The following is a 24,988-nucleotide window of genomic DNA, read 5'->3' as shown; positions in this document are numbered from 1 at the left end:
CTTCGGAGATCCGCCGCGCAAGTGAATCAGCGCGTAACGATGTTGGTCGAGGGTGATGACGCGAGCGCACATCGTAATCACGCCAACATGACTCGTCGGCTTCAACTGTTCCGCTCTCACGGGGAGTTATCCGCCGCAGGTCCGGGCCTCGCCCGCTCGCGCACCGAGACGGCGCGAAAACTACGGCTTCCGCTTCGGCACCCGTACGCTGCCCTGTCCGGAACCCTGCTTGTCTCCTGTAGGCGTGCCTGGTGAGGTGTCGTCGTGACAGCGGACAAGAACGACCCAGGCAAATTGGTCACGGTGGACGACTACCACGCCGCGGCCCGGCCGCTCGTCGAACCCTCCGCGTGGGACTACGTCGACGGCGGCAGCGGCGACGAGACGACCCTGCGCGAGAACGTGGCCGGTTACCGCCGCTACCGGCTGCGCCCGCGCGTCCTGGTCGACGTGTCCCGCTGCGACATGCGCACCACGCTGCTCGGTTCCCCCGTCGCCATGCCCATCGCGGTCGCCCCCACCGGCCACCACCGGCTGGTCACGCCCGAGGCCGAACTCGCCTGTGCCCGTGGTGCGGGAGAGGCGGGCGCGCTGATGATGGTCAGTACGTTCGCCACGACGCGGCTCGAAGATGTCGCGCAGGTGGCGCAAGGCCCGCTGTGGATGCAGCTGTACGTCTTCCGGGACCGTGCGGTCAGCGAGGACCTGGTCAAGAGGGCGGAGGCGGCGGGCTACCGGGCGCTCGTCGTCACCGTGGACGCCCCGGTCCGGGGAAACCGGCTGCGGGACCGGCGCAACGTCTTCACCGCGCCTTTGGACATGGCGTATCCGAACTTCCCCGCCGCTCCCGCCGACAGGCCTTCGGCCGGCGATTCTCCGGCCGAACTGTCCGCGCGGATATCCCGGCGCATCGACCCCGCCCTCACCTGGGGCGACCTGGCCTGGCTGCGCTCGTTGACCCGGCTCCCGATCGTCCTCAAGGGCGTGCTCACCGCCGAAGACGCCGCCCGCGCCGCCGAATTGGGAGTGGACGCGATCGTGGTGTCCAACCATGGCGGCCGCCAGCTGGACGGCGCGGTCACCGCGCTCGAAGCGCTCCCCGAAGTGGTCTCCGCCGTCGCGGGACGCTGCGAGGTGCTCGTCGACGGAGGCATCCGCCGTGGTACGGACGTACTGATCGCCCTCGCCCTCGGCGCCCGCGCGGTGCTGGTGGGACGGCCCGTGCTGTGGGGCATGGCCGTGGCGGGCGCCGAAGGCGCGCGGGACGTGCTGTCGATCCTGGGCGCGGAGCTGGAGACCGCGATGGCGCTCTGCGGCCGTACGGACCTCGCCTCCGTGGACGCGAGCCTGCTGCGCCCCGCGGGCTAGATCACGTCGAAGGCGTTGGGCAGGCCCAGCCGCCACCGGATCTCGTCCCGGCGCTTGAACCCCTCCAGCTCCTTGGGCCGGTGCAGCGGTGTCACCGTGCACCGTTCCGCCTTCGAACCCGCCTCGTCCAGCAGGGCGTTGACCGCCTGCCGGGCGGAGGCGTTGGCGCCCTCCATCGTCGCCAGGTCGATGTCGACGGTGACGTAGTCGCCGGAGAGGAAGAAGTTGGGGATGGAGGTACGGGACGTCGGACGGTTGGGCCAGGTGCCCACGGGGTGGATGAGCAGCTGTTCGTCGTTGGTGGGTTGGGAGCCGCCGAGCCGGACGGCGGGGTCCAGGAACCAGGAGTGCAGGGTCGCGTCCTTGAGGACCGTACGGCCCGTGTCGTTGAGGGCCGCCTTCAGCTGGGCCCACACCTCCTTGGCGACCTCCTCGCGGGTGCACTGCTTGGCCGTCTTGCCGTAGAGGATGCCCGGCTTGTCCCACTCGGAGACGTCGCAGGAGAGGCAGTCGGCGACCGCGCCGTCACCGAAGTCACGCCGGAAGTCATGGCTCTTCCAGAACTGGGCCTGGGCGATGGAGGTGATCGACCATGGCGAATCGATGTGGTTGATGTGGCCATGGATGATCGGTGTGGGCTCGGTGAGGTAGAACTGGATGCCCGTCATCCAGTCCGTGCGCAGGTTGTCGCACCGGGCCAGCTGCGGATCCGCCGCCCGTACGTCCGCGTTCCAGGTGGTACGGGCGTGCTCGACGGGCATCGCGGACACGAACCAGTCGGCCTCGACGGTCTGCCGGGCGCCGTTCGCCTCCTCGAGGACCGCACCGGTGATCCGTCCGCCCTCGAGCCGCAGATCCTTCGCCGCCCATCCGGTGTGGAACTCCACGCCCAGGGACCGGAGATGCTTCGTCCACGGGTCGATCCACTTTTCGTTGGTGGGCCCGTTGAGGATCCGGTCGAGGGGGCCGTCGGCGCCCAGGCCCAGCGCGTTGAAGAAGAATGCCTCGAGGAGGGCCGCCACCGTCCGGGTGCTCGCCACCTCGGCCTTGGTCGCCACGATGTTACGGGTGATGCCGGTGCACAGCAGCCGCTGGTAGTCGGGCGACATGCTTTTGGCCCGGGTGAACTCGAACCACGGCACGTTCTCCCAGTCCATCGTCCGGCGCTTCTCACAGCTGGTGAGCCAGACCAGGAACCGCTCCGCGAAATACGCGACTTCGTACGCGGGCAGGCGGAGCGACGTCTCGAAGAAGGCCGTGAGCATCCGCCGTATCTCGTCCGGGGTGGGCAGGGACGGCCTGGGGCCGCCGCCGGGGAGGGGCAGGCGGATGTCCTCGAGCCCGGTACGGGCGAACATCATCTCGCTCGGTGCGACCAGGTTGTCCCAGCAGCCGTTGCTGTTGCCGGGGAACGGGATACGGCGCAGCGTATCCGGCAGGTTGTGATAGATGCCCGGTATGAAGCGGAAGCCGTGCTCACCGGGCAGTGGTCTGCGGCCGCCTCTCCCGGTGCCGGGTACGTCCATGCTGCGCGCCTTGCCGCCCAGGATGTCCTTGCGCTCGTACACCGTCACCTTGAAGCCGCGCTCGGCGAGTTCGTGCGCCGCGGTCAGCCCGGCGACACCGCCGCCGAGCACGACCACGGACCGCCCTCCGGAGGAACGGGACGAGGCCCGCGCCGTCCCGCCCAGCGCCGCCGTGGCGGCCACCACCGTCGCACCGCCGAGGAACCCTCTTCGGCTGCTGCCCGTACGCTCCACCGCTCCATCAACTCCCTTGGGAATGGATCCGTGTTGTGCGTGGTGCGGTGGAGCATAGGGGCGGCACACGTGCCCCGGAAGAGTGCGTTCAGCGCTTGTGCCGCTGACCCCTGGCGACCTGTTCGGCGATCTCGGCGCTGCCGGCGCGGCGTTGGGCGGCGGCGGACAGGCCGGGGGCGGCACCGCCCAGCAGGGCGAGCAGGCTCATGAGCGGAGGGGCCACGTCCACCTCGGCCAGGTTCTTCTCGATGGCCCGTACGGTCGCGCGCGCCACGTCCTCCGGCGAGCGGGTGCCGACGCCTCGGGGCAGGGTCGCGCCGGAGTCGGCGAACATGCCCGCGTCCCTGATGATCCCGGGGAACACCGTCGAGACACCGACGTTGTAAGGACGCATGTCCTCGCGGAGCGCGAGGGCGAAGCCGCGTATCCCGAACTTGGTGGCGCTGTAGAGCGATGACCGCGCGGACGCCGTCTTTCCGTTCAGGGAGGAGATGAAGACCAGGTGGCCGCGGCGCCGCGTGGCCATGCGTTCCCCGGCCAGCTTCGCCATCACGATGGGCGCGCGGAGGTTCACGTCCAGCATGTGATCGATCTCGTCGACGGAGGAGTCGGCCAGCAGGCCCGTCGACGGCAGCGCGGCATTGGCCACGAGCACGTCGATCTCGCCGGTCGCCTCGAGAAGGCCCTCGACCGCGTCCCGGTCGGCCAGGTCGGCGGGGACGGCCCGGCCCCCCAGCCTCGCGGCCAGCGGCTCGAGCACGTCCGTACGGCGCCCGGTGAGCACCACCTCGCCGCCGCAGGCCGCCAGGTGCACCGCCAGCGCCTGCCCGATCCCGCCGGTGGCTCCTGTCAACAATACTTTCGCGCCGCGCAGTTGCATGTCGCGTACTCCCGTCGACGTGTCAGGCCCTTGGGAGCGATCCTCACGTGTTGTACGGACGCGGGTCTTGTACAAACGTCGCGTGGCCCGCCCACGCGATGCCGTCCGCTTCCAGCCCCGGGTCACCGGCCAGCGTCGCCGGAGTCATGCCGCTGAACGCCACGACTTCCCGGTGGAGATGGGCCTGGTCGAAGTAACCGAACTCCGCCGCGACCCGGGCCGCGCTGTCCCCCGCGGCCAGGCGGTGGGCCGCTTGGCCGAAGCGGACCATCGTCGCGGCGCGTTTGGGGGACAGGCCGATCTGCGACCGGAACCGGGACCACAGATGGCCGCGGCTCCAGCCGACCTCGGCCGCCAGGTCCTCGATCCGGACCCCGCCCCGGCTGACGACGATCCGGTACCAGGCCCGGGCCACCTCCGGGTCCACCGCCGGTCCCGGCCCGCACTGTCGGGCGAGCAAGGCGTCCGTCAGCGCGAAACGGTCCTCCCACGACGGGGCTTCGGCCAACTGCTCCCGGAGTCGTGACACGTCCCGGCCCCACAGGTCGTCGAGGGAGACCGCCGCGCGGTCCAGCTCCCCCGGGCGGACTCCCAGCACGGCCTGCGTGACCACCGGGGACAGGCGTACCTCCACGCATGTGACGTTCTCGCCCCGCATGCGGACTGCGCCGGGTGCGAGCCCGGCGACGAGACTTCCGCGCTGTTGCCGCCCGTTGGGGTCGTCCACGACGAACGGGCCGTCACCGAACTCGACGATCAGGGTGACGGCCGGGTGCGGGATCACCGGCAGGTCGAACGGGCCGGAGCTCCGGTTGCGGAACCCGGCCATGCCGACACCGGCCACCCGGCTGGACCGCGACGGTCGCGCGACATCCCAGGCGGGGGGAGTGGGCGGCATCACCGGGTCGCCCGTATCGCGTTCACCAGCCCGGCCACAAGGATCGCCCGCTCGGCCATGGCCCCGATCACCACGTACTCGTGGTCGGCGTGGGCGCCGCCCCCGACCGCTCCGAGGCCGTCGAGCGTCGGAACCCCCAGCGCGGCCGTGAAGTTGCCGTCGCTTCCGCCGCCGACCGCCTTGCCCTCGATGCCGGGAAGCAATTGCTGTGCGATGGCGAAGAGTTCGGCCGCCGCCGACTCGGGCATCGGGGGCCGGCCGACGGACCCCTCGACCGCGATCCGCGCACCCTCGAGATACGGTGCCAGGGCCGCGAACGCGGACTCGACGCGGTCCTTCTCGGCGGCCGACTCGACCCGGACGTCGACGACGACGGTCGCCTCCGCGGGTACGACGTTGCTCTGGGTTCCCGCGGACGCGACGGTCGGGGTGACCGTCGTGCCGATGCCGGGGCGGCTCAGTGCCGCGATGTCCAGCACCTGGTGCGAGGCCTCGACCAGGGCGTTGACCCCGGCCGCCGGCTCGAGGCCCGCGTGCGACGCCCGGCCCGTGATCGAGACCTCGAACGTGCCGCAGCCCTTGCGGCCGGTCTTGAGGCCTCCGCCGTCGGCGGCGCCCTCGAGCACGAGGACGGCGCCGCAGGCGAGGGCCCGTTCCTCGAGGAGCGCACGGGAGGAGGCGGAGCCGACCTCTTCGTCGGCGGTCACCAGGATCTCGACGCCGGACCGGTCGTCGAGCGCCGCCAGACCGTGAACGGCCTGCACCAGACCGCCCAGCATGTCGAAGACCCCGGGGCCGGTCGCATGCCCGTTCCCGACCGTGAACGGGCGGCGTTCAAGCGTGCCGAGCGGGAACACCGTGTCGTGGTGGCCGAGGACCAGTACGGCCGGATCACCGCCGCCCGACCAGTGGACGTGCGGCCCGGCCTCGCTCTCGACGAGGACGGCCCGCCCGCCGAGGCGGCTCTCGATGACGGCGGCGACGGCTTCGGCCGATGCCGCCAAGGCGTTGAGGTCATGAGAGGGGGACTCGACCTCGACGAGCGTCCTGAGGTCCTCGAGCATCGCGTCAACATCCACAACATCCACGACGCAAGGGTAGCCGTGTCACATGTCGGGGCTGTGCCCTGTCTACCAGGCATGGAGACCCTGACAGTGCAACGCGTCATCGCAGCGCCGATCACCGACGTATTCGACTGGTGCGCCACGAGCACCAATTACACGCGCACCCTATACGTCCTCAAGGCCCGCCTGGCCCGGCCCGGCGCGGGTGCGCCCTACGGAGTGGGTGCCGTGCGGCTGCACACCTGGCTGATCGGCTGGTTCCGCGAACGGATCACCGCCTACAACGCGCCGTACGGCTTCGACTACACCGTCGACCGCAGCTTCCCGCCGGCCCGGCACGAGCTCGGACGGATGACCTTCACCGAAGTCCCCGAGGGCACGCTCGTCGTCTGGACGACCGCCTTCCAAGTGCCCGGCCCCTTCGGCCCGGTCCTCACCCGCGTGGTGGGCAAGCCCGTCATCACCCACGTCTTCGGCAAGATCCTCGAGGCTGCGGACGCGGCGCTGACCGGCAGGGGCCGATGAACTACGCCTGCGCTGTGTGCAGTTCAGTCTGCGCCCTGTCCAGGCCGTGCACGACAAGCGCCTCGACGGTGTCCGCGCAGCGGTCCAGGAGCTCCGGCAGGGCCGCCCGCTCGGACTCCGAGAACTTCTTCAGGACGAACTGCCCCGGCTTCCGCCCCTGCGGCGGACGTCCGATGCCGAAGCGGAGCCGGGCGGAATCCACCGTCCCCAGGGCCTCGCTCACCGAACGCATCCCGTTGTGCCCGCCCGCACCGCCTCCGCGCTTCAGCCGTACCGCACCGAACCGGAACGCCATGTCGTCGTACACCACGAGGAGCCGCTCCACCGGAACGTCGTAAGCCCGCAGGACGGAGGCGACGGGATCGCCGGACTTGTTGATGAACCACTGCGGCTTCGCCAGGATCACGCGCCTGCCGGCGATGTCGATCTCCGTCACGCGGCACCGGGCCCTGTGCCGGCGGAACGCCGCGCCATGCCGCTCGGCAAGACGGTCGACCGCCAGGAAACCGGCGTTGTGCCGGGTGCCCTTGAACCACGGCCCCGGATTGCCGAGTCCGGCTATCACCCAGCGTTCATCGGCTGTCATGGAGTCCTTCTTCGAGTCCTTCTTCCGAGCGGCGGCTGCGCAGCGATCGTACTTTGTGCCGGTTGCCGCAGTGCTCCATGGAGCACCAGCGGCGACGGCCCGGGCGGGAGGTGTCGACGTAGATCAGGTGGCAGTCGTCGGCGGCGCACTCCCGGATGCGGTGGGCGAAGGGGCCGGTGAAGAGGTCGACGGCATCGTGCGCGACAGTGGCGAGGAGGTGCGTGCCGGTGGCGGCTTCGGCCCAATGCCGGTGTCCGTCCGGCCCGATGGCGGGTGCCAGGGGCGGGTGGGCGGCGGCCCGGTTGATGGTCTCCACATCACCGTGTGCGGGCGGCTCTTCGCGGATACGGGCGACGGCCGCCCGGAACATCGCGTCGCGCAGCCGGCGCGCGTCGGCCACCTCGGTGTCGGAGATGTCCAGGTCCGGTGTCGGCGTCAGCCGTGAACTCGCCGCCCAGGAGGCCAGGTCGGCGGGCCGGTGCAGGACCTCCCACTTGCGGTAGGGGCCGGGGCCGCCGGTGGGGATCAGCTCCAGGCACAGGGCGCCGGGGTCGAAGCGGTAGGCAACGCCGGTGTGGGAGTGGAGGACGAGTCCTCGGGGCGGGGCGGAGTCCATGTAACCAATATAACGAGTTACCCGGTGTTCATCCCTCCGCTACGGGGCAAGGATCTCCCCGGCTCCGCACAACCCGGCAGGAGGACAGAGTGGTTACGGACCGGCACGCCCACGCGCTGACGCACACCGATGCCGATGCCGCGCGGCACTACGAGAAGGCGCTCGACCATCTGCTCTTCTTCCGCGAAGAAGTGTCCACCGAAGTCGGGGCGGTGCTCGACGCCTCGCCCCGGTCCGCCATGGGCCATGTCTTCCGGGCGTACCTCGGGCTGCTGGGCACGGAGGAGAAGGACGCCGCCGAGGCGGCCGCGGCCTTCGAGGCGTACCGCAAGGACGTGCCCGTGGACGGCCTGAGCACGCGCGAGCGCATGCACGTCGAGGCGGCCTCGTGCTGGCTGGACGGCGACATGCACCAGGCGGGCCGCGTCCTCGCCGAACTCGTCGTGCGGCACCCGAAGGACGCCCTCGCCCTCGCGGTCGGCCACCAGATCGACTTCTTCACCGGCGACGCCGTGCTCCTGCGCGACCGCATCGGCGGCGCGCTGTCCGCCTGGGATGAGGACGATCCGCACTATGGCCTGCTCCAGGGCATGTACGCGTTCGGCCTGGAGGAGGCCGGGCACCACACCCGGGCCGAGCGCGTGGGCCTGGAGGCCGTGGAGCGCAACGCGCGCGACGTGTGGGGCATCCATGCCGTCGTGCACGCCTACGAGATGCAGGGCCGCCACGAGGACGGCATCCGCTACCTCGACGCCCGCAGGGACGACTGGTCCACCGGCAACTACCTGAACGTGCACAACTGGTGGCACTACGCCCTGTACGTCCTGGAAACGGGCCGCACGGACGAGGTCCTGGCCGTCTACGACGCCGCCGTCCACCACGACGGCTCGGCCGGGGCGGCGATGGAACTCCTGGACGCCGCCTCGCTGCTGTGGCGGCTGTACCTGGCGGGCACCGACACCGGCGACCGCTGGCCCGCACTGGCCGACGCCTGGGCACGGCGGGACGACGGCGCCCACTACGCCTTCAACGACGCCCACGCCGTGATGGCGTACGTCGGGGCCGGTCGCATCGCCGACGCAGAACGGGTCGTACGTGACAGGGAGTTGTGGCTCCGGGAGGCCGGTCCCGGCCTCTCCAACGTCGCGATGACCGCCGAGATCGGGCTGCCGGTGTGCCGGGCGCTCGTGGCGTACGGGCGGCGGCGCTACGCCGATGCCATCGGCCTGTTGCTGCCCCTGCGGCGCCGCTTCCACGTCTTCGGCGGCAGCCACGCGCAGCGCGACGCCCTGCAGAGGACGCTCGTCGAGGCGGCCCTGCGCGCCGGGCACCACGACCTGGCTCGTACGCTGCTGAGCGAACGCCTCAATCTGCGCCCCCGCTGCCCGTACGACCAGGGCGCCTGGGCCCGTCTCACCAGTCCACGTGCCGGGTGATCACGTCCAGGAGGCGGTGCACGGCCGCGTCCGCGTCGGGGTGGTGCACGGCGGCGACGGTCGTCCGCAGATGCGGTGACGCGTCGCGGAGCGGCACGAAGGCGATGTCCGGGATGGGGAAGTGCCGCAGGTCCTCCGGCAGGAGGCCGACACACAGCCCGGCGGCGATGTAGCCGAGCAGGCCGCTGAGGTCGTCGGCCTCGGCCCGGCAGCGCGGCGTGAACCCCGCCTCCCGGCAGGCGAGTTGGCCCTGCGCGGCCAGCCCCGGAAGGGCAGCGGTGCTGGGGAGCGCGAAGTCGTCGTCGCGGAGGTCGGCGAGGGCGATGGCGTCGGCTTTTGCCAGGCGGTGCTCGCGGGGGAGGGCCGCGACGATGCGCTCGACGGCGAAGTCGTGGACGGCCAGGTCCTCCGTCACCGGTGAGGGATCCCGGATGAACGCGATGTCCAGGGCACCGGAGCGGATCATATCGACGAGCGTGGCCGAGGAGTCCTGGTGCAAGTGGACTCGCAGGCCGGGGAGTTCACTGGCGGCCGCGCGCAGCAGCCGGGGCAGATGACGGTGGCTCAGGATGCTCACGTACCCCACGCGTACGTCGCCCTCCAGGCCCTGCGCCACGCGCCGTACGCGTTCGACCGCGGCGGAATGCGCGTCGAGCAGCCGTCGCGCCTCCACGGCGAAGGCGGCGCCCGCGGGGGTCAGGCGTACGCCGCCCGGTCCGCGGTTCAGGAGCGTCACCCCGAGGCCGCGCTCCAGGCGCTGCATCGACTGGCTGAGCGGGGGCTGGCTCATCGAGAGGCGCTCCGCGGCCCGGCCGAAGTGCTTCTCCTCGGCCAGGACCAGGAACTGCTCGAGCAGGCGTTTCGTGAACTCCATAGGGCAAAGGATATCGAATCCTAGGTCATCATATATTGGACAGACATGGTGACCGTGGCGTGAAGTGGATCCAGGCGCCGAGCGGAGAGATCCGCTCCCCGTCCTGACGGACACAGACGTCTTACGAGGAAGCCACTCATGGACATGCACGACGTCGCCCGGCTGTTCACCACGCCGCTGGACGCACCCGCTTTCGCCCCCACCCGGTACCGGTTCACCGACCGCGAGTACCTCAACATCACGTACCGCACCGACCCCGCGGCCCTGCGGCGGGTCGTTCCCGAGCCCCTGTCGGTGCCCGAGCCGCTGGTGCGGTTCGAGATCATGCGGATGCCCGATGTGACGGGGCTGGGCGACTACACGGAGGCGGGCCAGGTCGTCCCCGTCGAGTACGCGGGCGAGCGCGGCGAGTACAACCTGGCGATGTATCTCGACAGCGTCCCGGCGATCTCCAGCGGCCGGGAGCTGAGCGCCTACCCGAAGAAGGCCGGCAAGCCCCGCCTCTACGTCGACTCCGACACCCTGGTCGGCACCCTCGACTACGGCTCGCTGCGCGTGGCCACCGCCACCATGGGCTACAAGCACCACCCGATGGACCTCGACGAGGCCCGCGCCGAGATCTGCGCGCCCACGTTCATGGTCAAGGCGGTGCCCGGTTACGACGGCCGCCCGCGCATCTGCGAGCTGGTCCGCACCCAGATCACCGACATCACGGTCAAGAGCGCCTTCCGCGGCCCGGCCCGCCTGGAGCTCTTCGCCCACGCGCTGGCACCGCTCGCGGACCTGCCGGTCCTCGAGGTCGTCTCCGCCAGCCACATCCTCACCGACCTCACCCTGAGCCCCGCCGAGGTCGTCCACGACTACCTCGCCGACTGAGAGGCGCATCATGAGTGCTTCAACTCCCCACCGGCGCGCGGCCGTCATCGGCGGCGGCGTGATCGGGATCTCCTGGACCGGACTGTTCCTCGCCCACGGCCTGGACGTCGTCGTCAGCGACCCGCGCCCCGACGTACGGGACCAGGTCCTGGCCGGACTGGACGAGATCACCCCGGCCCTCGCCGAACTCGGGCTGCCCACCGCACACCTGGCGGACCGGCTCCGCTTCGAGCCGGATCTCGCCAAGGCGGTCGCGGACGCCGACGTCGTGCAGGAGAACGGCCCCGAACGGCTGGCGGTGAAGCAGGAGATCTGGCGCGCCGTCGAGGACGCCGCCCCCGCCCACGCGCTGCTGGCCACCTCGACCTCCGGCATCCCCGCCACCGCGATCGCCGAGGCGATGCGCCGGCCCGAACGCCTCGTCGTGGGCCACCCCTTCAACCCGCCGCACCTCGTGCCGCTGGTGGAGATCGTCCCCGGCGAGAAGACCTCCGCACAGACCCTGCGCCAGGCCCGCGACTTCTACGCATCCCTCGGCAAGAAGCCGCAGATCCTGCGCAAGGAGATCCCCGGGTTCGTCGCCAACCGCCTGCAATCCGCGCTCTTCCGCGAGTGCGTGCACCTGGTGGCCGAGGGCGTGGTGACCGAGGCCGAACTCGACGACATCGTCACCGACTCCATCGGCCTGCGCTGGGCCGTCGCGGGCCCCTTCCGTACCTTCCACCTCGGCGGCGGACCCGGCGGCCTGCCCCACTTCCTCCAGCACCTCGGCCGTGCGATGGAAGCGACCTGGCCGGGGCTCGGCACCCCCTCCTTCGACGAGCCCACCGTCGCCCGGCTGACCGCGCAGGCACGGGAAGCGTTCGCCGGCGAACCGGTCGGCGAACTCGCCGCCCGCCGCGACCGCGCGCAGATCGCCCTCATGCGCGCCCTCGCCGACACCTCTCACGAACAGGCAGCGTCATGACACCCACCTCACCGCTCACCGAGAAGATCGAGACCGCGCTCGCCAAGCCGGTCACCGACGAGGCCGGCGACCGCTTCGACATCCACGCCGCACTCGACGACGTCCTCGGCGGCGTCGGCATGAGCGCACAGGACGCCGGCGGCACCGTCACCTTCACCGGCGCCGACCCCGTCGTCCCCTCCGCCCTGCGCCTGGCCTCCGCACCCGCCCTCGGCCTGACCGCCAAGTCCGTGGCCCTGGCGAAGCTGTGGCAGCACCGCGGCGGGCCCGGCCAGGACATCGGCATGGACCTGCGCAAGGCCCCGCACCGGCTGTGCCCCTTCTACGACGCCAAGTGGGAGAAGCTCAACGGCTATCCGATCGTCGCCCCGGACGACCCCTTCTCCCTCTCCTTCTACCGTGCGGGCGACGGGCGTTGGGTGATGCCGCTGAACGTCTACCCGGCGCTGAAGTCCCGCACCCTGAAGCTGCTCGGCACCCCTGACGACGCCCTGGCCGTCGCCAACGCCGTCGCCGGCTGGTCCGGCGCGGAACTGGAGCAGGCCGGCGCGGACGCCGGTGTCGTCATGCCGATGCTGCGCGGCACGCGCGAGTTCCTCGGCACCCGCCAGTACCGCGACGTCCTGGCCGACATGCCCCTGATCGAGATCGAGAAGATCGGCGACAGCGACCCCGAGCCGCTCCCGCCCGGCGCCACCCAACCGCTCGACGGCGTACGCGCCCTGGGCCTCGGCCACGTCATCGCCGGTGCCGCCATCGGCCGGACCATGGCCCAGCACGGCGCCGACGCCCTCAACATCTGGCGGCCGGGCCAGTTCGAGAACGACATCCTCTACTACACCGCCCAGGTCGGCGTGCGCTCGACTACGCTCGACTACGCCCGCGACCCGCAGGCCGCAGCGGTCCTCCGTGAACTGCTGCGCGGCGCCGACGTGTTCTACGCCAACCACCGTGCCGGCTACCTGGAGCGCATGGGCCTGACCGCGCAGGAGGCCGCCGCGATCCGGCCCGGCATCATCCACACCACCGTCAGCCTGCACGGACAGCACGGCCCGTGGGCGAACCGCGTCGGCTTCGACCAGACCGCCGGCTGCGTGGCGGGCATGATGAACCTCGAAGGCACCGACGACAACCCGGCGTTGCCCCCGATCAAGGTCGTCAACGACTACCTCGTGCCCTGGCTCGCCACCACCGGCATCATCGCCGCCCTCATGCGGCGCGCCACCGAGGGCGGCAGCTACCGCGTGCACGTCTCCCTCACCCGGGTCGCCCTGTGGATCCTGAGCCTCGGCATCCTCGACAAGGACTACGCCCGCGAACTCGCCGGCACCGGCGAACGGCACGCCTACCTCGACCCGGACACCTTCACCGCCGACACCCCGTGCGGCCGGTACCAGGGCGTCACCGACCAGGTCGTCATGTCCGAGACGCCCGGCGCGTTCCGTACGGTCCTCGTGCCGCGCGGCTCGGGCCGGCCCGAGTGGCTCGGGGTGCGCTGAGCCTAGGGCTTGGGCGGGGCAGGGTGGGCGGCATCGACGGCCGGGCGCAGTGCCTTGGCGAGCGCGGTGCCGTCCCCGGTGGCCCAGAAGTGCATGAAGAACAGCCGGGGTTGGTCGTCCAGCAGGTGGTGGTGCAGCTCGACGATGTCGATGTTCCCCTTGCGCAGAGCACGGATGACGTTCTGGACCTCGTCCGAGGACATCACGAAGTCACCGTTGACTGCCGCCTTCCGGCCACCCGTGGGCTGGAAGTTGACGGCCGTGGAGACGCCCAGTCCGGCGGGCAGCAGGTGACGGCCGTCGGTGACGGGATCCTTGCGTCCCATCGAGAACTTGTAGATCCCGCCGTCGTTGGTTCCCTTGCGCCCGAGGGCGGAGTCGATGGCGGCGGTGTCCAGGTCGACGGGCGGCGGGCTCGACGGCGGGGGCGAGGCGGCCGGGATGGCGGTGGCGTCGAGTGCCGTCCTGACACCCCTGGCGAGGGTCGAGGGATCGCCCATGCCGTGGATGTGCGTCCACACCATGGCGGGGGACTGCTCCGGGAGATGCTTGTGCACAGCGGTCTGCTGGATGCCCGCCTTCTGCAGGGCGTCGGTGACCTTGGGCAGTTCGTCCTCGGTGACCAGCAGGTCGCCCATCAGCATCGTGCCGTCGCCGTACTTGGCGAACACCGCGTAACCGCCCACCAGGCCCGGCTTGACCGCCACTCCATGGGTGGTGATCTTCAGGTCCTTGCGCGGCAGCGGTACCCGGTAGAAGGTCTTGTCCATCAGCGTCCCGGTGCGGTTCAGCGCGTCGGAGACCGGCTTCCAGTCCTTCTCCGTGGTGGACATGGGGGCGGCGGCACCGCCGCTGGGCTGCGTCGCCACGGCGACGGGCCCGTTGTTGTCGGCGCTGCATCCGAACAGGACGAGCGAGGAAGTGGCGGAGAAGGCCAGCAGGACGGAGAGCCGTGTTCGGGCGCGCATAGCTGTCAACGTAATCGCGGTGGCAGGGCCGCGCACCCGCGCGTAGGGCTTTCGGGTGGTGCACCGGTACGGGGCCGCGCGCCGGACTTTCCGCTATTGACGCCGAGCCGTGGGCGGGGCTTTAGTTACCGGCGGGTATCGGAACGGCGTTGAAGGAGGACGGCGATGGTGCGGTTGACGGACGGCCCGAAGGCCGAGATGGACGTGTACGTGGCCGCGCCGCCGGACCGGGTCTGGGCCCTGGTCAGCGACATCACCACGCCGACGAGGTTCGGCGGGGAACTGTACGAGGCCGAGTGGCTGGACGGTGCCACCGGGCCCGCCGTCGGTGCGACCTTCGTCGGCCGCAACCGGAACGAGCTGCTGGGCAGTTGGGAGACCACCTCGCGGATCTACGACTGCCGGCCGGAGCGGGCGTTCGGCTGGGAGGTTCGCGGGGCGCAGGGCGACTTCGAGCGTCCCGTCGCCCGGTGGCGGTTCGAGCTGGAGCCGGAGGGCGACGGCACCCGGCTGCGCCAGTCGGTCGCCCTCGGGCCGGGCGGCTCGTACCTGAGCCGGGCGATCGAGGCCGAGCCCGAGCGCGAGGAGGAACTCACGTCCTTCCGGCTGGGCATGCTGGAACAGGGCATCCGGTCGACCCTCGAGGGTATCGCCGGGCTCGCCGCGGAATCCTGAGCTCTTCCGGAAGCTCTTCCGGACCGGGCGGGGCGCACGGGCGGATATTCCCCGGGGTTGGTGGACACCCCTGGCCTTGTCATGCAACGTTCACGTTGCGGCCATCCGTGCGTCACCCGCGCTCTTCTCGGCGCGCGGCTCGGCGTAGGAGAGTCCGGCCGACAGCGGGGAGTGCGTCACTCTCCCGCCGGAAGAGACGGAGAAAGCACTATGTCAGGTTCCCCACGCCGCCGCTGGCGGACACCCGGAGCGTTCAGAGCGACCGCGGCGGCCGCCGCCGGAGCGGCGTTGGTGTTCGCCGGGGTCGGAGCGCCGCCGGCCTCCGCGAACGGCACCCATGGGGTCCCGAAGAAGCCGGGCCATGTGTGGACGATCATCCTCGAGAACAAGTCGTACGAGGCCACCTTCACCGGGCTGAACCAGAACAGCTACCTGTGGAAGACCCTGCCGCGCTACGGCGAGCTTCTGCGGCAGTACTACGGCACCGGTCACTACAGCCTGGACAACTACATCAGCCTGGTCTCCGGCCAGTCGCCCGCCCCGGACAACCAGGACGACTGCCCGCAGTACAAGGACGTCAAGCCCGGCACCCCGGCCGCCGACGGCCAGACGCTGGCCTCGTCCGGCTGTGTGTACCCGTCGCGGGTCAAGACGCTGTTCAACCAGCTCGACGCCAAGCACGTCCCGTGGAAGGTCTACGCCCAGGACATGGGCAACGACGACAAGCGGGAGAACGTCTACAACTGCGGCATACCCGGCAACCCGGCCGGCAACGGCGTGCCGGACCCGGGCGGTGCCACGGCCAAGGACCAGTACGTGGCCAAGCACAACCCGGCCGCCTGGTTCCACTCCGTCATCGACAACCCGAAGGACTGCGCCCGGGTCGTCCCGCTGAACGGCAGGCCGAAGCAGGCCGGGCACAAGGCGCTGACCGGGCTGGCCCAGGACCTGAAGAAGGAGTCGACGACTCCGCGCTTCAACTGGATCACCCCGAACAACTGCTCCGACGCCCATGACGCGACCTGCAAGGGCGACAACCTCTCCGGCGACCCGAAGGACCACCAGGGCGGCCTGTACGCCACTGACAAGTTCCTCGAGAAGGTCGTCCCGCAGATCATGGCCTCGCCCGCGTTCCAGCACGACGGCATGATCCAGATCCTGTTCGACGAGGCCTTCCCGCCGTACAAGATGTACGGCAACTCGATCGCCGACTACACCGGCAACAAGGACAAGAGCCTCAACACCCCGACCGACACCGCCCAGTCGGTGGTGGCCTGCTGCAACGAGCTGCCCGGCCCCAACACCACCCAGCCCGGCTTCCAGGCGTTCGGCCAGGACACCACGCCCGGCGGCGGCATCACCGGCTCGGTGGTCATCTCCCGCTTCATCAAGCCGGGTTCCATCAGCGACCAGCCGTACAATCACTACAGCTGGCTGCGCAGCATGGAGGACCTGTTCGGCGTCAACCGCGGCGGCACCGACGGGCACGGGCACCTCGGGTACGCCGCTGCCGACGGCCTGCGCCCCTTCGGCGCCGACGTCTACAACAACCCCTCTGGCCGCGCCCTGCCGCCCGCCGACTCGGGCAGCGTCGTCTACCCCGCCACCGCGCGGGCCGGCGAACCGCAGCACCCCGTCGTCAACGGGAGCGCGCAGCACCGATGAACACCCCGCGCCACACGGCGCCGAGCCGGGCGGGCTTCGGCCTGCCCGGCCTCCGCCGCCGCTCCCTCACCGCCTGCTCCCTCGCCCTGGCGGCCGCCGTCCTCGCGGGCTGCGGAGGCAGCCACGCATCGTCGTCGTCCGCCCGGTCCGCCGACGACGCGGCCCAAAAGACCGTCCAGAGCCTGGGCGCCGTCCCGATCCCCTCGGCCCCCGCCGGCCAGGCCACCCCCACCGCCGACGGGAAGCACCTGCAACTGGTCGCCGTGGGCTCGGCCGTACGCGCCCAACTCCCCGAGGCCACCGCCCTGATCCGGGCGTCCGGCCCCACCGAGGACCTGCCCACCCCCACCCCCGGCAGCAAGCCCCCCGAGCGCACCACCGGCACCTTCACCATCACCCTCGACCAGGCCACCGCACCGCTCACCCTGCACGCCGAGGACTTCAGCTCCCGCGACGAACAGGGCAAGGACATCGCGCTGAAGCCCGCCGGCGAGTCGACCGTGACCGCGAGCCCCGGGCACCCGGCTACCCTCACCCTCACCGGCACCTTCGAAGCGGGCGCCGCCCAGCTGACCTGGCAGCACGGTCAGAAGCCCGTCGCCGTCTGGGACTTCAACATCGAACTCGACTGACCCCTCGCCCGTATCGTTCCCCGGCGAAGCCTGCTGTTGCGACAGCGGCTTCGCCTTTTGCTTTTCGGGAAGTCGGACGACGGTGATAAACGTTTGCTCAACGATTTCTGTGCCGCCGGGCCGGCAGGAGATTCCGGCCGACCTCCGTGCGGTAAAGCCTGTACAGCAATTCGGCATGAAAACACATGCGGTGGCGGCGATACCGGACAACTCGCCCGGAAGGGAATCCGCGGTGTGGCGGCCCTCACGGCGGGATCAGGACCCGAGGTGTGGGCGGGCACGGAGGATGAACGCACTTCTCGGCAATCCGGCAGGTACGCGAATGCCGCTTGCGGAGGGTGCGATGTGCTGGAGCGGTCCATGTTTCCAGGGAACTTGTCGCCGGGCAGCGGCAGCCGGGCAGTGTCAAGGGTACGCATCCGGCCAGTGAACGGTAAACGGCGCGAAACGTATCTGCCGGTCTCGCGCGGCGCCGCCGACTGAAAAGAACCGGACGCGCTCCGGGGTGGGGCAATACTTCTGCTGCCCGGCCGCCCTGGGTGATTCACGTGCCTCTGTCGCCCCAGATGCCCCACGGCGATTGTCAGTTCGATGCCAGTGGTGAACGCGATCACTGGTGAGATGTGAGGGGCGGCTGGGCTGCTGGGAAGTGGGTGCCCGGCTTCCGCTCCGTCCTGTCCGATAACAAATTCCGTGCAATTGACGCCCCATCCGGGGCCGTATTGACTTGCCGCTCGTCTCCCCGGTGCGGCAGTCCGGAAGCGCGGAACGTCGAACGTGCGCCGAACCCGTCCGGCAACTCTCAGTGCAGAGAAGAGGAATTGTATGAGCACGCCTGCCACGTCCCCTGAACTCCTGATCCTGGACCCGGAATGGACCGGCATCCGGACCCTCGGCTACGCCAACCGATTCGCCGTCTGGGACAGTGAGTTCCGCTACGACGGCCGGATCCGCGTCCCGATGGGCGTGAAGATCAAGCAGCTCAAATACTCCTTCTACGGCAACGGCCAACTCGACGGCAGCACCAGCGAGTTCCCGCGCGGCGGCAAAAGCGGCTACGGGGACCAGCAGTACGAGGTCATCGACCTCACCTTCCTCGACGACTCCGACCTGATCACCTTCGCCCTCCGCGGAGACCTCAACGTCGACGCCGACCCCCGCCCCGCCTACAGCCGCAAGTACCAGATCCGCGTGGACGCCATCCTCGACAACGGCGATGTCCGCACGGTCAGTCCGGAGATCGAGGTTCTCGCATCGGCCTGGGACAGGAGCAACCCCGAGATGGTGGGCCGCCCCTTTGTCCGCTTGCCTTATGGCGGCGCCTGGGGCGGATTCCCGAACAGCCAGGCCGGATTCGGCTACGTGTCGGACAATGGCCGGATTCCCGGGGACAAGTTCATCATCGACCTGGTCAACCTGCGCCAGGGCGAGCAGGGCGTGGCGAGCAACAACAGCGACCACGTGTACTACCAGCTCGTGCACGAGGACGGCACACCGTCCCACTACACCCCGACCCCGCAGCTGCAGAAGGTCGAGGGCCACAAGGACAGTGGCACGGGCCGTAAGGTGACCCTGCCCGACCTCGACCTGCGGCAGCTGGGTGACAAGCCGGGCTACTACCGCTTCCTGGTCTGGCCGCAGTCCCAGAACCCCGACGGTTCGGTCAGCAGCCTGAGCTGGGACCCGGCCAAGCCGGAGGACGCCTTCCAGCTCGGCAGTGTCTACTACCGCTACACCGCGCCCCGCACCATCGACCCCGGGCTGCGCGCCGTCGTCAAGACGCAGGAGCTCACGGCGACCGCCGGGCAGGACCGCTGGGTCTACCCGCCGTTCGTCGTCCGCAACACCGGCCAACGCGTCATCGGCACGGTCAAGGTCGTCTTCACCGCCCCCGAGGGCACGCACTTCACCGAGGACCACGTGGCCTTCACGCACTGGGCGGACGAGAGCCACGAGGTCGTCGCCCAGGGTGTGTTGTCCGCCGACCGCCGCACCCTGACCTGCCCGGCCGTCGCGCTGAACCTGGAGCCGAGCGGACCCGGCAAGGACGCCTGGGTCTCCCTCTACCCGGCCATGGCCGTCGAGGGCACGGCCCAGGGCCAGTTACAGGTCGGCATCCAGCTCGGGGAACCGGTCTTCGCCACGGCCCACGACACGATCGTCGTCACGCCCGCGAGCTGACCGACGGAGGTGACAGGGGGTGCGGTGCCCCGCGCGCCGCACCCCCGCCATGAACGGCAACGCCGCGACAACGGTTCCAGGAGTGCACCCTCATGCGAAGGCCGCGCATCACCCGCAGAACGTCCCGACCTCCCTTCCGCGAAGGGCAGAACGAACCCCGCATCGTGGCGCTGATCCCCGCCCACAACGAAGAGCAGCGCATCGCCGCGGCCATCGCGGCCCTGTACCGCCAGGAACGGCCGCCGTACCGCATCGTCGTCGTGGCCGACAACTGCACCGACGACACCGTGGCCGTCGCCCGGGCCAACGGCGCGACCGTCGTCGAGTCGCAGCACAACCGGAACAAGAAGGCCGGCGCCCTCAACCAGGCGCTGGACCGCGTCCTCCACGAACTCGAGAGCGCGGACTTCGTGCTCGTCCAGGACGCCGACACCGTCCTCGCACCCTCGTTCCTCACCAGCGCCATCGCGGCCATGGGCCGCTCCGTCGGCGCCGTCGGCGGCATCTTCTACGGCGAAGGCGGCGGCGGCCTCCTCGGCGCCCTCCAGCGCATCGAATTCCACCGCTACGCCCGCGAGATCGCTCGCCGCGACTACCGCGCCGACGTCCTCACCGGGACCGCCACCCTCTTCCGCGTCCGTACGCTGCGCGAGGTCAGGACCGCCCGCCGCACCGGCCGCCTCGGCGGCGGCTCCTCCTACTACTCCCTCGCCTCCCTTACCGAGGACGACGAGATCACCAAAGCGGTACGGACGCTCGGCTACCGCACCGTCTCCCCGCCGGGCTGCGCGGTCGAGACCGAGGTGATGACGAGCCTGCCCAAACTCTGGCACCAGCGGCTGCGCTGGCAGCGCGGCGCCCTGGAGAACCTCCGTGACTACGGCTGGACCCGGGTCACCGCCCCGTACATCGTCCGCCAGGGCTTCATGGGCCTGTCCGTCGTCTTCCTCGCCCTCTACCTCGTCTTCACCGGCTGGATGCTGGCCCGGGGCCGGCCGGAGTTCACCCCGTTCTGGATGGCCGTGGGGCTGGTGTTCGTCGCCGAGAAGGTCGTCACCGCGCGGGGAGCGGGCTGGAAGTCCCAGCTGCTGGCGGGCACACTCGCCGTCGAGCTCGCGTACGACATGTTCCAACACGCCGTCTACCTACGGTCGTTGTGGGACATGGCCCGCCGCCGCGAGGAACGCTGGCGTGCGACATGACGTACGGACTCCTCCCGCCGCTCGGCGCGCTCGGAGCCGGAGGCGCCTCGGCTCTCTCGGCCCGCAGGCCCGGCTCCGGTTTCCAGGCGCTGGCCACCGTGGTGGCCGCGACCACTCTGATCATGGCAGGCACCTCGCTCTGCAAACTCCTGCCGCCCAGACGCCGGTTCACCGAGACCGCCGTCACCTGGCACACGCCCCGGCGGACGGGCGCCCACGACCGGAGCGGACGGGACGGCACCGCCTGGATCGCGGTGCCCTGACCCTGACCGACACCGTCACCACGAGAAGGAGATGACGAACAGTGACCGAAGAAACGAGCGGCGCGGCCCAGCCGCCTGGTGAAGGCGACGAGGGCGAGCACCAGGCGATCAATCCGGAGGCCAGGTTCTTCCGGCCGGGGCCGTGGATTCCGCTCCCGCTCCCCATACCCAGGCCTCCGACGACGACGCGGCGGCCCGTCACGACGACGCGTCCTCCGGTGACGACGACGCGGCCGCCCGTCACCACGACGCGGCCCCCGGTGACGACGACGCGGCCGCCAGTCACTACCACGCGCCCTCCGGTGACGACGACACTCCCTCCCGTCACCACGACACCGCCTCCGCCGCCTCTCACCGCCGACGTCACGGGACGGCCCCCCAGGCAGGACGCCGCCGATCCGGAGCTCGTGTACGTGTCGGTCCTGGTGCAGAACACCAGTAGCGGCCGGATCGGCACGCAGACCGTGACGATCACCGCTCCGGCGGGGACACGGCTCGTCAACGAGTTCCTGGGGATGTGGCGCGAGGCCACCGGCGATGAGACCCCCCACGGGGGCACCCTCTCACCGGACGGGACCACCTCGACCATCCAGGTCCCGGTGGACTTCGACCCCGGCCAGCGGATCGTCCTCTACGTCGGCGTCCGTATCCCCGCGGGTGTCACACCCAGCCCCACGCACGTCACCTTCGCCCTGGGTTCCCCCGCCTTCGCCAACGGCACGGGGAGTCTCGTCTGAACGCCGCCGGTGTGCCGGCGCACCGTGCTGCCGGCACACCGGCGGACCACCCCGCCCGTCAGGACATCCACCTACTGGAGACGGCCAGTTGAGCTCTGCAGAGCACCACGACCCCGAACCCGCCTTGATGGCATATCGCCTGCCCGACACCCCGGACATGCCCATCGCGCCCGCACCCGCACGGCGGGACTGGCTGGACCGCGAGGCCCTCCGCCACACCTACCGGTGCCTTCCCCTGCGCATCGCCGGTCAGAACGGCTGGTGGGTCCTCAACGACCGTACGTTCACTGTGCGCTGGAACGGTGGGGACGCACTGGAGGACCTGCACGTTCGCTACGAGGACGGTGACACCGCCGGCCAGGCCATGAGCCACTTCGGCTACGGCATCCTCACCTTCCACATCCCCTATCTGATCCGGACACCGCCCGGCTGGAACCTCCTCGTACGCGGCCCCGCCAACCTCCCCAAGGACGGGGCACATGCGCTCGAAGGGCTTGTAGAGGCCGACTGGGCCGTGGCCACGTTCAGCATGAACTGGAAGATAACCAGGGCCGGTACCGACATCGCCTTCGCGGCGGGCGAGCCCGTCCTCATGCTGGTTCCCCAGCGGCGTGGGGAGCTGGAGCGTTTCCGCCCCCGGTGCGCCCCGCTCGACCGCATGCCGGACGCCGACGACCACCGGACCTGGAGCCGGAGCCGCATCGAGTACGCCCAGGCGGTCATGGCGGGCGACCCCTCCGCGGCGGACGGCTGGCAGCAGCACTACATGAAGGGCACGCACCCGGCCGACCCACAACCCTTCCCCGAACACCAGCGGACCCTGCGCCTGCGCGGATTCGAGGAGTTCACCGACATCGAAGGGAACCCGCGATGAGTCGGCTCACGGTCGGCATGGCGACCTACGACGACTACGACGGCGTGTACTTCACGCTCCAGGCACTCCGGCTCACCCATGCCGCCGAGCTGTCCGACGCGGAGTTCGTCGTCGTCGACAACAACCCCTCCGGCCCGGTCGCGTCCTCGCTGCGCTCTCTCGCGGACCGCATCCCGGGCTGCCGCTATCTGCCCTTCGGCCAGTACGCGAGCACCGCTGTCCGTGACCTCGTCTTCCGGGCGGCGGAATCGCCCGTCACTCTGTGCCTGGACTCCCACGTCCTGCTCGCCCCGGGGGCCGTGCGTGCCGTGCTCGACCACCTCGAGCAGCGGCCGGGATGCCGAGACCTGCTCCAAGGGCCCATGATCGCCGATCCGTTGGACGACGGCCGTGAACCGCCCTCCACTCACCTGGCCCCCGAGTGGGGTGAAGCGATGTTCGGTGTGTGGCGGTCCGACCCCCGGGGTGCCGACCCTCACGGGGAGCCGTTCGAGGTGGACATGCAGGGCCTCGGCCTCTTCGCCTGCCGCACCGACGCCTGGCCCGGCATCAACCCGCGCTTCCGCGCCCACGGTGGCGAGGAGGGGTATCTCCACGAGAAGTTCCGACGCGGCGGCGGGCGCGTGCTCTGCCACCCGGGCGTCCGCTGGCTGCACCGCTTCACCCGGCCGCAGGGTCCGTCCTTCCCCGTCGACCTGCTCGACCGGGTGCGCAACTACCTCATCGGCCACCGCGAACTCGGCCTCGCCGAGGACGGCTTGACGGAGCACCTCCGCGACCTGGTGGGCGAACAACAGGCTCAGGACGTACTCGACCGCGCCCGGAGACAGCTCGACAGCCCCCTCGCCGGCTTCGACGCCGTGGTCTGCCTGCTCGGCGACGGTTCTCCGGAGACCTGGGAGCGAGCTCGACTGACCCTCGACGCCCTCGACATCGACTGGCTCGCGGAATGGCTCGTACCCGATCCGGCGAGTGCCGCCCCGCCCGACCGGGAGGCGGCCCTCCGGCAGATCACAACGGACGCCGCCGCCAGAGGACTCGACCACGTCCTCGTCCTCGATGCCGCCTCCCTCTGCGCACCGGGGGTCACGGAACGGCTGTGCCGGAACCCCCGAGCATTCCAGGGGGCATGGTGTGTGCACGGACAGCAGGCGGGGGCGTATGGCCGTGCGGCCGTCGCCGGATGAGGGCCTTGCCCCCGGCTGTTCGGTGAGCAGCTATCGCGCCCTCGCAAGCGGCAAGCGGCAAGCGGGCACGGGCGCTTGGTAGCGGTGCGTCGTTCGCCAGGCGTCCGCCGGTGGGTGGGGCGGCAGCGGTGGGCGGTTTACGTGGCGGGTGTTTGGCCGTCTGCCCGTTTCGTCGTTGTGCATGTGAAAAGCGGCTGGTTACGGGGCGGATGGGGTCCGGGCCGGGCCCTCGTCGCCGGGTGCGGGGGCGGGCCGGGAAGCCTGAGGTACGTCAGCGGTGAGTTGGTTACGTTCCCGCGCTACGTATGTCCGGTATGGAACGTAACCAACTCACCGCTGATGCCCCGTCACATCACGCCCGCCTCACTCGCACCGCAAACCGCCCACCGTTGCCGCCTCATGTGCGAGCGTGAGGGTGACTGACGAGTCGGGTACCGGTTTCCCCCCGAGAAGTGCCCCCAGACGTGCGGAAACCGGTACCCGACTCGCCGTTCAGCATCCGGGCTGTGGCGCATGAGACCTGCGAGGCCAGGCCCACCCCGCACAGCGCACCCCACAACTGCCGGCACTCGGCAACGTGCACCGGCCAGGCCCCCCTCCTCGCCCGTAGCCCGCCGCTGTGCGCCGGAGGCGCGAGACGAGACCCGCATCCGCCCGAGCGCCATGCCGCCCCACCAAGCACCTGCGCGCACGCCCGCTGGACAGTCGGATTGGCGAAGCGGTGTTCGCCGGGCTGGTGGCGGACAGGCTCATCGAGCGGTGAAGAAGGCGCTTGCGGCCGTCTGGGGCGGTGTCCGCCCGCCCAATGGGCGGGCGGACAGCGGGCGTTACGCCTCGCGCAGTGCCAGCGCGGCCCGCTTCACCGCCGAGGCCACGGCTTCCGTGGCCTTCGCGTTGAAGACGCTGGGGATGATGTAGTTCGCGTTGAGCTCGTCGTCGGTGACCACGTCGGCGAGGGCGCTGGCCGCGGCCAGCATCATCTCGGTGTTCACGGTACGGGACTGGGCGTCCAGCAGGCCGCGGAAGACGCCCGGGAAGACCAGCACGTTGTTGATCTGGTTCGGGAAGTCGGAGCGGCCCGTGGCCACCACCGCGGCCGTCTGGCGGGCGATCGCCGGGTCCACCTCGGGGTCCGGGTTGGCCAGCGCGAAGACGATCGCACCGTCGGCCATCGCGGCCACGTCCTCGGCGCCCAGCACGTTCGGGGCCGAGACGCCGATGAAGACGTCCGCGCCGCGCACGGCCTCCTTCAGCG

Annotated in this window: 24 protein-coding genes; 15 read left to right on the top strand and 9 right to left on the bottom strand. The window is 70.6% G+C overall.

Going from position 1 to position 24,988, the window contains the following annotated elements:
* Positions 1 to 264: 264 nt before the first annotated feature.
* Positions 265 to 1,368, top strand: a complete 1,104-nt coding sequence (locus tag ACV530_RS22385) for an alpha-hydroxy acid oxidase (RefSeq protein WP_494334377.1) — start codon at positions 265 to 267, stop codon at positions 1,366 to 1,368.
* On the opposite strand, the gene ACV530_RS22380 is transcribed toward ACV530_RS22385, so the two are convergent.
* The 4 genes from ACV530_RS22380 to ACV530_RS22365 all read right to left on the bottom strand — a co-directional run bounded on the left by ACV530_RS22380 (position 1,365) and on the right by ACV530_RS22365 (position 5,970).
* Positions 1,365 to 3,128: a hydroxysqualene dehydroxylase gene (locus ACV530_RS22380; protein WP_494334376.1), complete on the bottom strand. Its 1,764-nt coding sequence runs from the start codon at positions 3,126 to 3,128 to the stop codon at positions 1,365 to 1,367. The genes ACV530_RS22385 and ACV530_RS22380 overlap by 4 nt on opposite strands.
* Before the next feature lie 88 nt (positions 3,129 to 3,216).
* Positions 3,217 to 4,008, bottom strand: coding sequence for an SDR family NAD(P)-dependent oxidoreductase (locus ACV530_RS22375; RefSeq protein ID WP_494334375.1), 792 nt, complete (start codon positions 4,006 to 4,008; stop codon positions 3,217 to 3,219).
* A gap of 43 nt (positions 4,009 to 4,051) precedes the next feature.
* Entirely contained in the window at positions 4,052 to 4,906 is an 855-nt protein-coding gene (locus ACV530_RS22370; protein ID WP_494334374.1) for a helix-turn-helix domain-containing protein, read from the bottom strand.
* Entirely contained in the window at positions 4,906 to 5,970 is a 1,065-nt protein-coding gene (locus ACV530_RS22365; protein WP_494334464.1) for a M20 family metallopeptidase, read from the bottom strand. The genes ACV530_RS22370 and ACV530_RS22365 overlap by 1 nt, the downstream gene beginning before the upstream one ends.
* 75 nt (positions 5,971 to 6,045) lie before the next feature.
* Here ACV530_RS22365 and ACV530_RS22360 point away from each other — a divergent pair, with 75 nt between their 5' ends.
* Positions 6,046 to 6,495, top strand: coding sequence for an SRPBCC family protein (locus tag ACV530_RS22360; protein WP_494334373.1), 450 nt, complete (start codon positions 6,046 to 6,048; stop codon positions 6,493 to 6,495).
* A gap of 1 nt (position 6,496) precedes the next feature.
* Here ACV530_RS22360 and pth read toward each other — a convergent pair whose 3' ends face one another.
* Both pth and ACV530_RS22350 read right to left on the bottom strand, forming a co-directional pair.
* Positions 6,497 to 7,081, bottom strand: coding sequence for an aminoacyl-tRNA hydrolase (gene pth, locus ACV530_RS22355; RefSeq protein WP_494334372.1), 585 nt, complete (start codon positions 7,079 to 7,081; stop codon positions 6,497 to 6,499).
* On the bottom strand, positions 7,068 to 7,697 hold the full coding sequence (locus ACV530_RS22350; protein ID WP_494334371.1) for a CGNR zinc finger domain-containing protein: 630 nt from the start codon (positions 7,695 to 7,697) through the stop codon (positions 7,068 to 7,070). The genes pth and ACV530_RS22350 overlap by 14 nt, the downstream gene beginning before the upstream one ends.
* Before the next feature lie 89 nt (positions 7,698 to 7,786).
* On the opposite strand from ACV530_RS22350, the gene ACV530_RS22345 reads away from it, so the two are divergent.
* Complete coding sequence (locus ACV530_RS22345; protein ID WP_494334370.1) at positions 7,787 to 9,133, top strand: tetratricopeptide repeat protein; 1,347 nt, start codon at positions 7,787 to 7,789, stop codon at positions 9,131 to 9,133.
* Here ACV530_RS22345 and ACV530_RS22340 read toward each other — a convergent pair.
* The gene (locus ACV530_RS22340; RefSeq protein WP_494334369.1) at positions 9,111 to 10,007 is read right to left on the bottom strand and encodes a LysR family transcriptional regulator; all 897 of its coding nucleotides are present in this window, start codon (positions 10,005 to 10,007) and stop codon (positions 9,111 to 9,113) included. The genes ACV530_RS22345 and ACV530_RS22340 overlap by 23 nt on opposite strands.
* Positions 10,008 to 10,145: 138 nt before the next feature.
* Here ACV530_RS22340 and ACV530_RS22335 point away from each other — a divergent pair, with 138 nt between their 5' ends.
* The 3 genes from ACV530_RS22335 to ACV530_RS22325 are packed head-to-tail and all read left to right on the top strand — an operon-like array spanning position 10,146 to position 13,349.
* Entirely contained in the window at positions 10,146 to 10,883 is a 738-nt protein-coding gene (locus ACV530_RS22335; RefSeq protein ID WP_494334368.1) for an acetoacetate decarboxylase, read from the top strand.
* A gap of 10 nt (positions 10,884 to 10,893) precedes the next feature.
* The gene (locus ACV530_RS22330) at positions 10,894 to 11,850 is read left to right on the top strand and encodes a 3-hydroxyacyl-CoA dehydrogenase family protein (RefSeq protein ID WP_494334367.1); all 957 of its coding nucleotides are present in this window, start codon (positions 10,894 to 10,896) and stop codon (positions 11,848 to 11,850) included.
* Positions 11,847 to 13,349 carry a CoA transferase gene (locus ACV530_RS22325; RefSeq protein ID WP_494334366.1) on the top strand — a complete coding sequence of 501 codons (1,503 nt, stop codon included), beginning with the start codon at positions 11,847 to 11,849 and terminating at the stop codon, positions 13,347 to 13,349. Before ACV530_RS22330 ends, ACV530_RS22325 begins: the two co-directional genes overlap by 4 nt.
* Positions 13,350 to 13,351: 2 nt before the next feature.
* On the opposite strand, the gene ACV530_RS22320 is transcribed toward ACV530_RS22325, so the two are convergent.
* On the bottom strand, positions 13,352 to 14,317 hold the full coding sequence (locus tag ACV530_RS22320) for a DUF1259 domain-containing protein (protein WP_494334365.1): 966 nt from the start codon (positions 14,315 to 14,317) through the stop codon (positions 13,352 to 13,354).
* A 165-nt stretch (positions 14,318 to 14,482) separates the two neighbouring features.
* Between ACV530_RS22320 and ACV530_RS22315 the strand changes: the two genes are divergently transcribed.
* From ACV530_RS22315 to ACV530_RS22275, 9 genes are all read left to right on the top strand, one after another.
* Positions 14,483 to 14,992, top strand: coding sequence for an SRPBCC family protein (locus ACV530_RS22315; RefSeq protein WP_494334364.1), 510 nt, complete (start codon positions 14,483 to 14,485; stop codon positions 14,990 to 14,992).
* 210 nt (positions 14,993 to 15,202) lie between these two features.
* The gene (locus ACV530_RS22310) at positions 15,203 to 16,657 is read left to right on the top strand and encodes an alkaline phosphatase family protein (RefSeq protein ID WP_494334363.1); all 1,455 of its coding nucleotides are present in this window, start codon (positions 15,203 to 15,205) and stop codon (positions 16,655 to 16,657) included.
* On the top strand, positions 16,654 to 17,289 hold the full coding sequence (locus ACV530_RS22305) for a hypothetical protein (RefSeq protein ID WP_494334362.1): 636 nt from the start codon (positions 16,654 to 16,656) through the stop codon (positions 17,287 to 17,289). Before ACV530_RS22310 ends, ACV530_RS22305 begins: the two co-directional genes overlap by 4 nt.
* Before the next feature lie 825 nt (positions 17,290 to 18,114).
* Positions 18,115 to 19,470 (top strand): hypothetical protein, encoded by a 1,356-nt coding sequence (locus ACV530_RS22300; protein WP_494334361.1) that lies wholly within the window; start codon positions 18,115 to 18,117, stop codon positions 19,468 to 19,470.
* Between the two features lie 92 nt (positions 19,471 to 19,562).
* Positions 19,563 to 20,672: a glycosyltransferase family 2 protein gene (locus ACV530_RS22295; RefSeq protein ID WP_494334360.1), complete on the top strand. Its 1,110-nt coding sequence runs from the start codon at positions 19,563 to 19,565 to the stop codon at positions 20,670 to 20,672.
* Complete coding sequence (locus ACV530_RS22290; protein WP_494334359.1) at positions 20,669 to 20,935, top strand: hypothetical protein; 267 nt, start codon at positions 20,669 to 20,671, stop codon at positions 20,933 to 20,935. Before ACV530_RS22295 ends, ACV530_RS22290 begins: the two co-directional genes overlap by 4 nt.
* 302 nt (positions 20,936 to 21,237) lie before the next feature.
* Positions 21,238 to 21,672, top strand: a complete 435-nt coding sequence (locus ACV530_RS22285) for a hypothetical protein (protein ID WP_494334358.1) — start codon at positions 21,238 to 21,240, stop codon at positions 21,670 to 21,672.
* An 88-nt stretch (positions 21,673 to 21,760) separates the two neighbouring features.
* Positions 21,761 to 22,546 (top strand): DUF6065 family protein, encoded by a 786-nt coding sequence (locus tag ACV530_RS22280; protein WP_494334357.1) that lies wholly within the window; start codon positions 21,761 to 21,763, stop codon positions 22,544 to 22,546.
* A complete protein-coding gene (locus ACV530_RS22275; RefSeq protein ID WP_494334356.1) occupies positions 22,543 to 23,733 on the top strand; it encodes a glycosyltransferase in 1,191 nt (396 codons plus the stop codon). Before ACV530_RS22280 ends, ACV530_RS22275 begins: the two co-directional genes overlap by 4 nt.
* 827 nt (positions 23,734 to 24,560) lie before the next feature.
* On the opposite strand, the gene ACV530_RS22270 is transcribed toward ACV530_RS22275, so the two are convergent.
* On the bottom strand, positions 24,561 to 24,988 hold a 428-nt coding region (locus ACV530_RS22270), incomplete at its 5' end, for a malic enzyme-like NAD(P)-binding protein (RefSeq protein WP_494334355.1).

The organism is Streptomyces sp. SX-6 (genome assembly GCF_059089585.1).
Note: the sequence above shows the minus strand (reverse complement) of the source record. Positions and strands in the feature narration are given on the sequence as shown.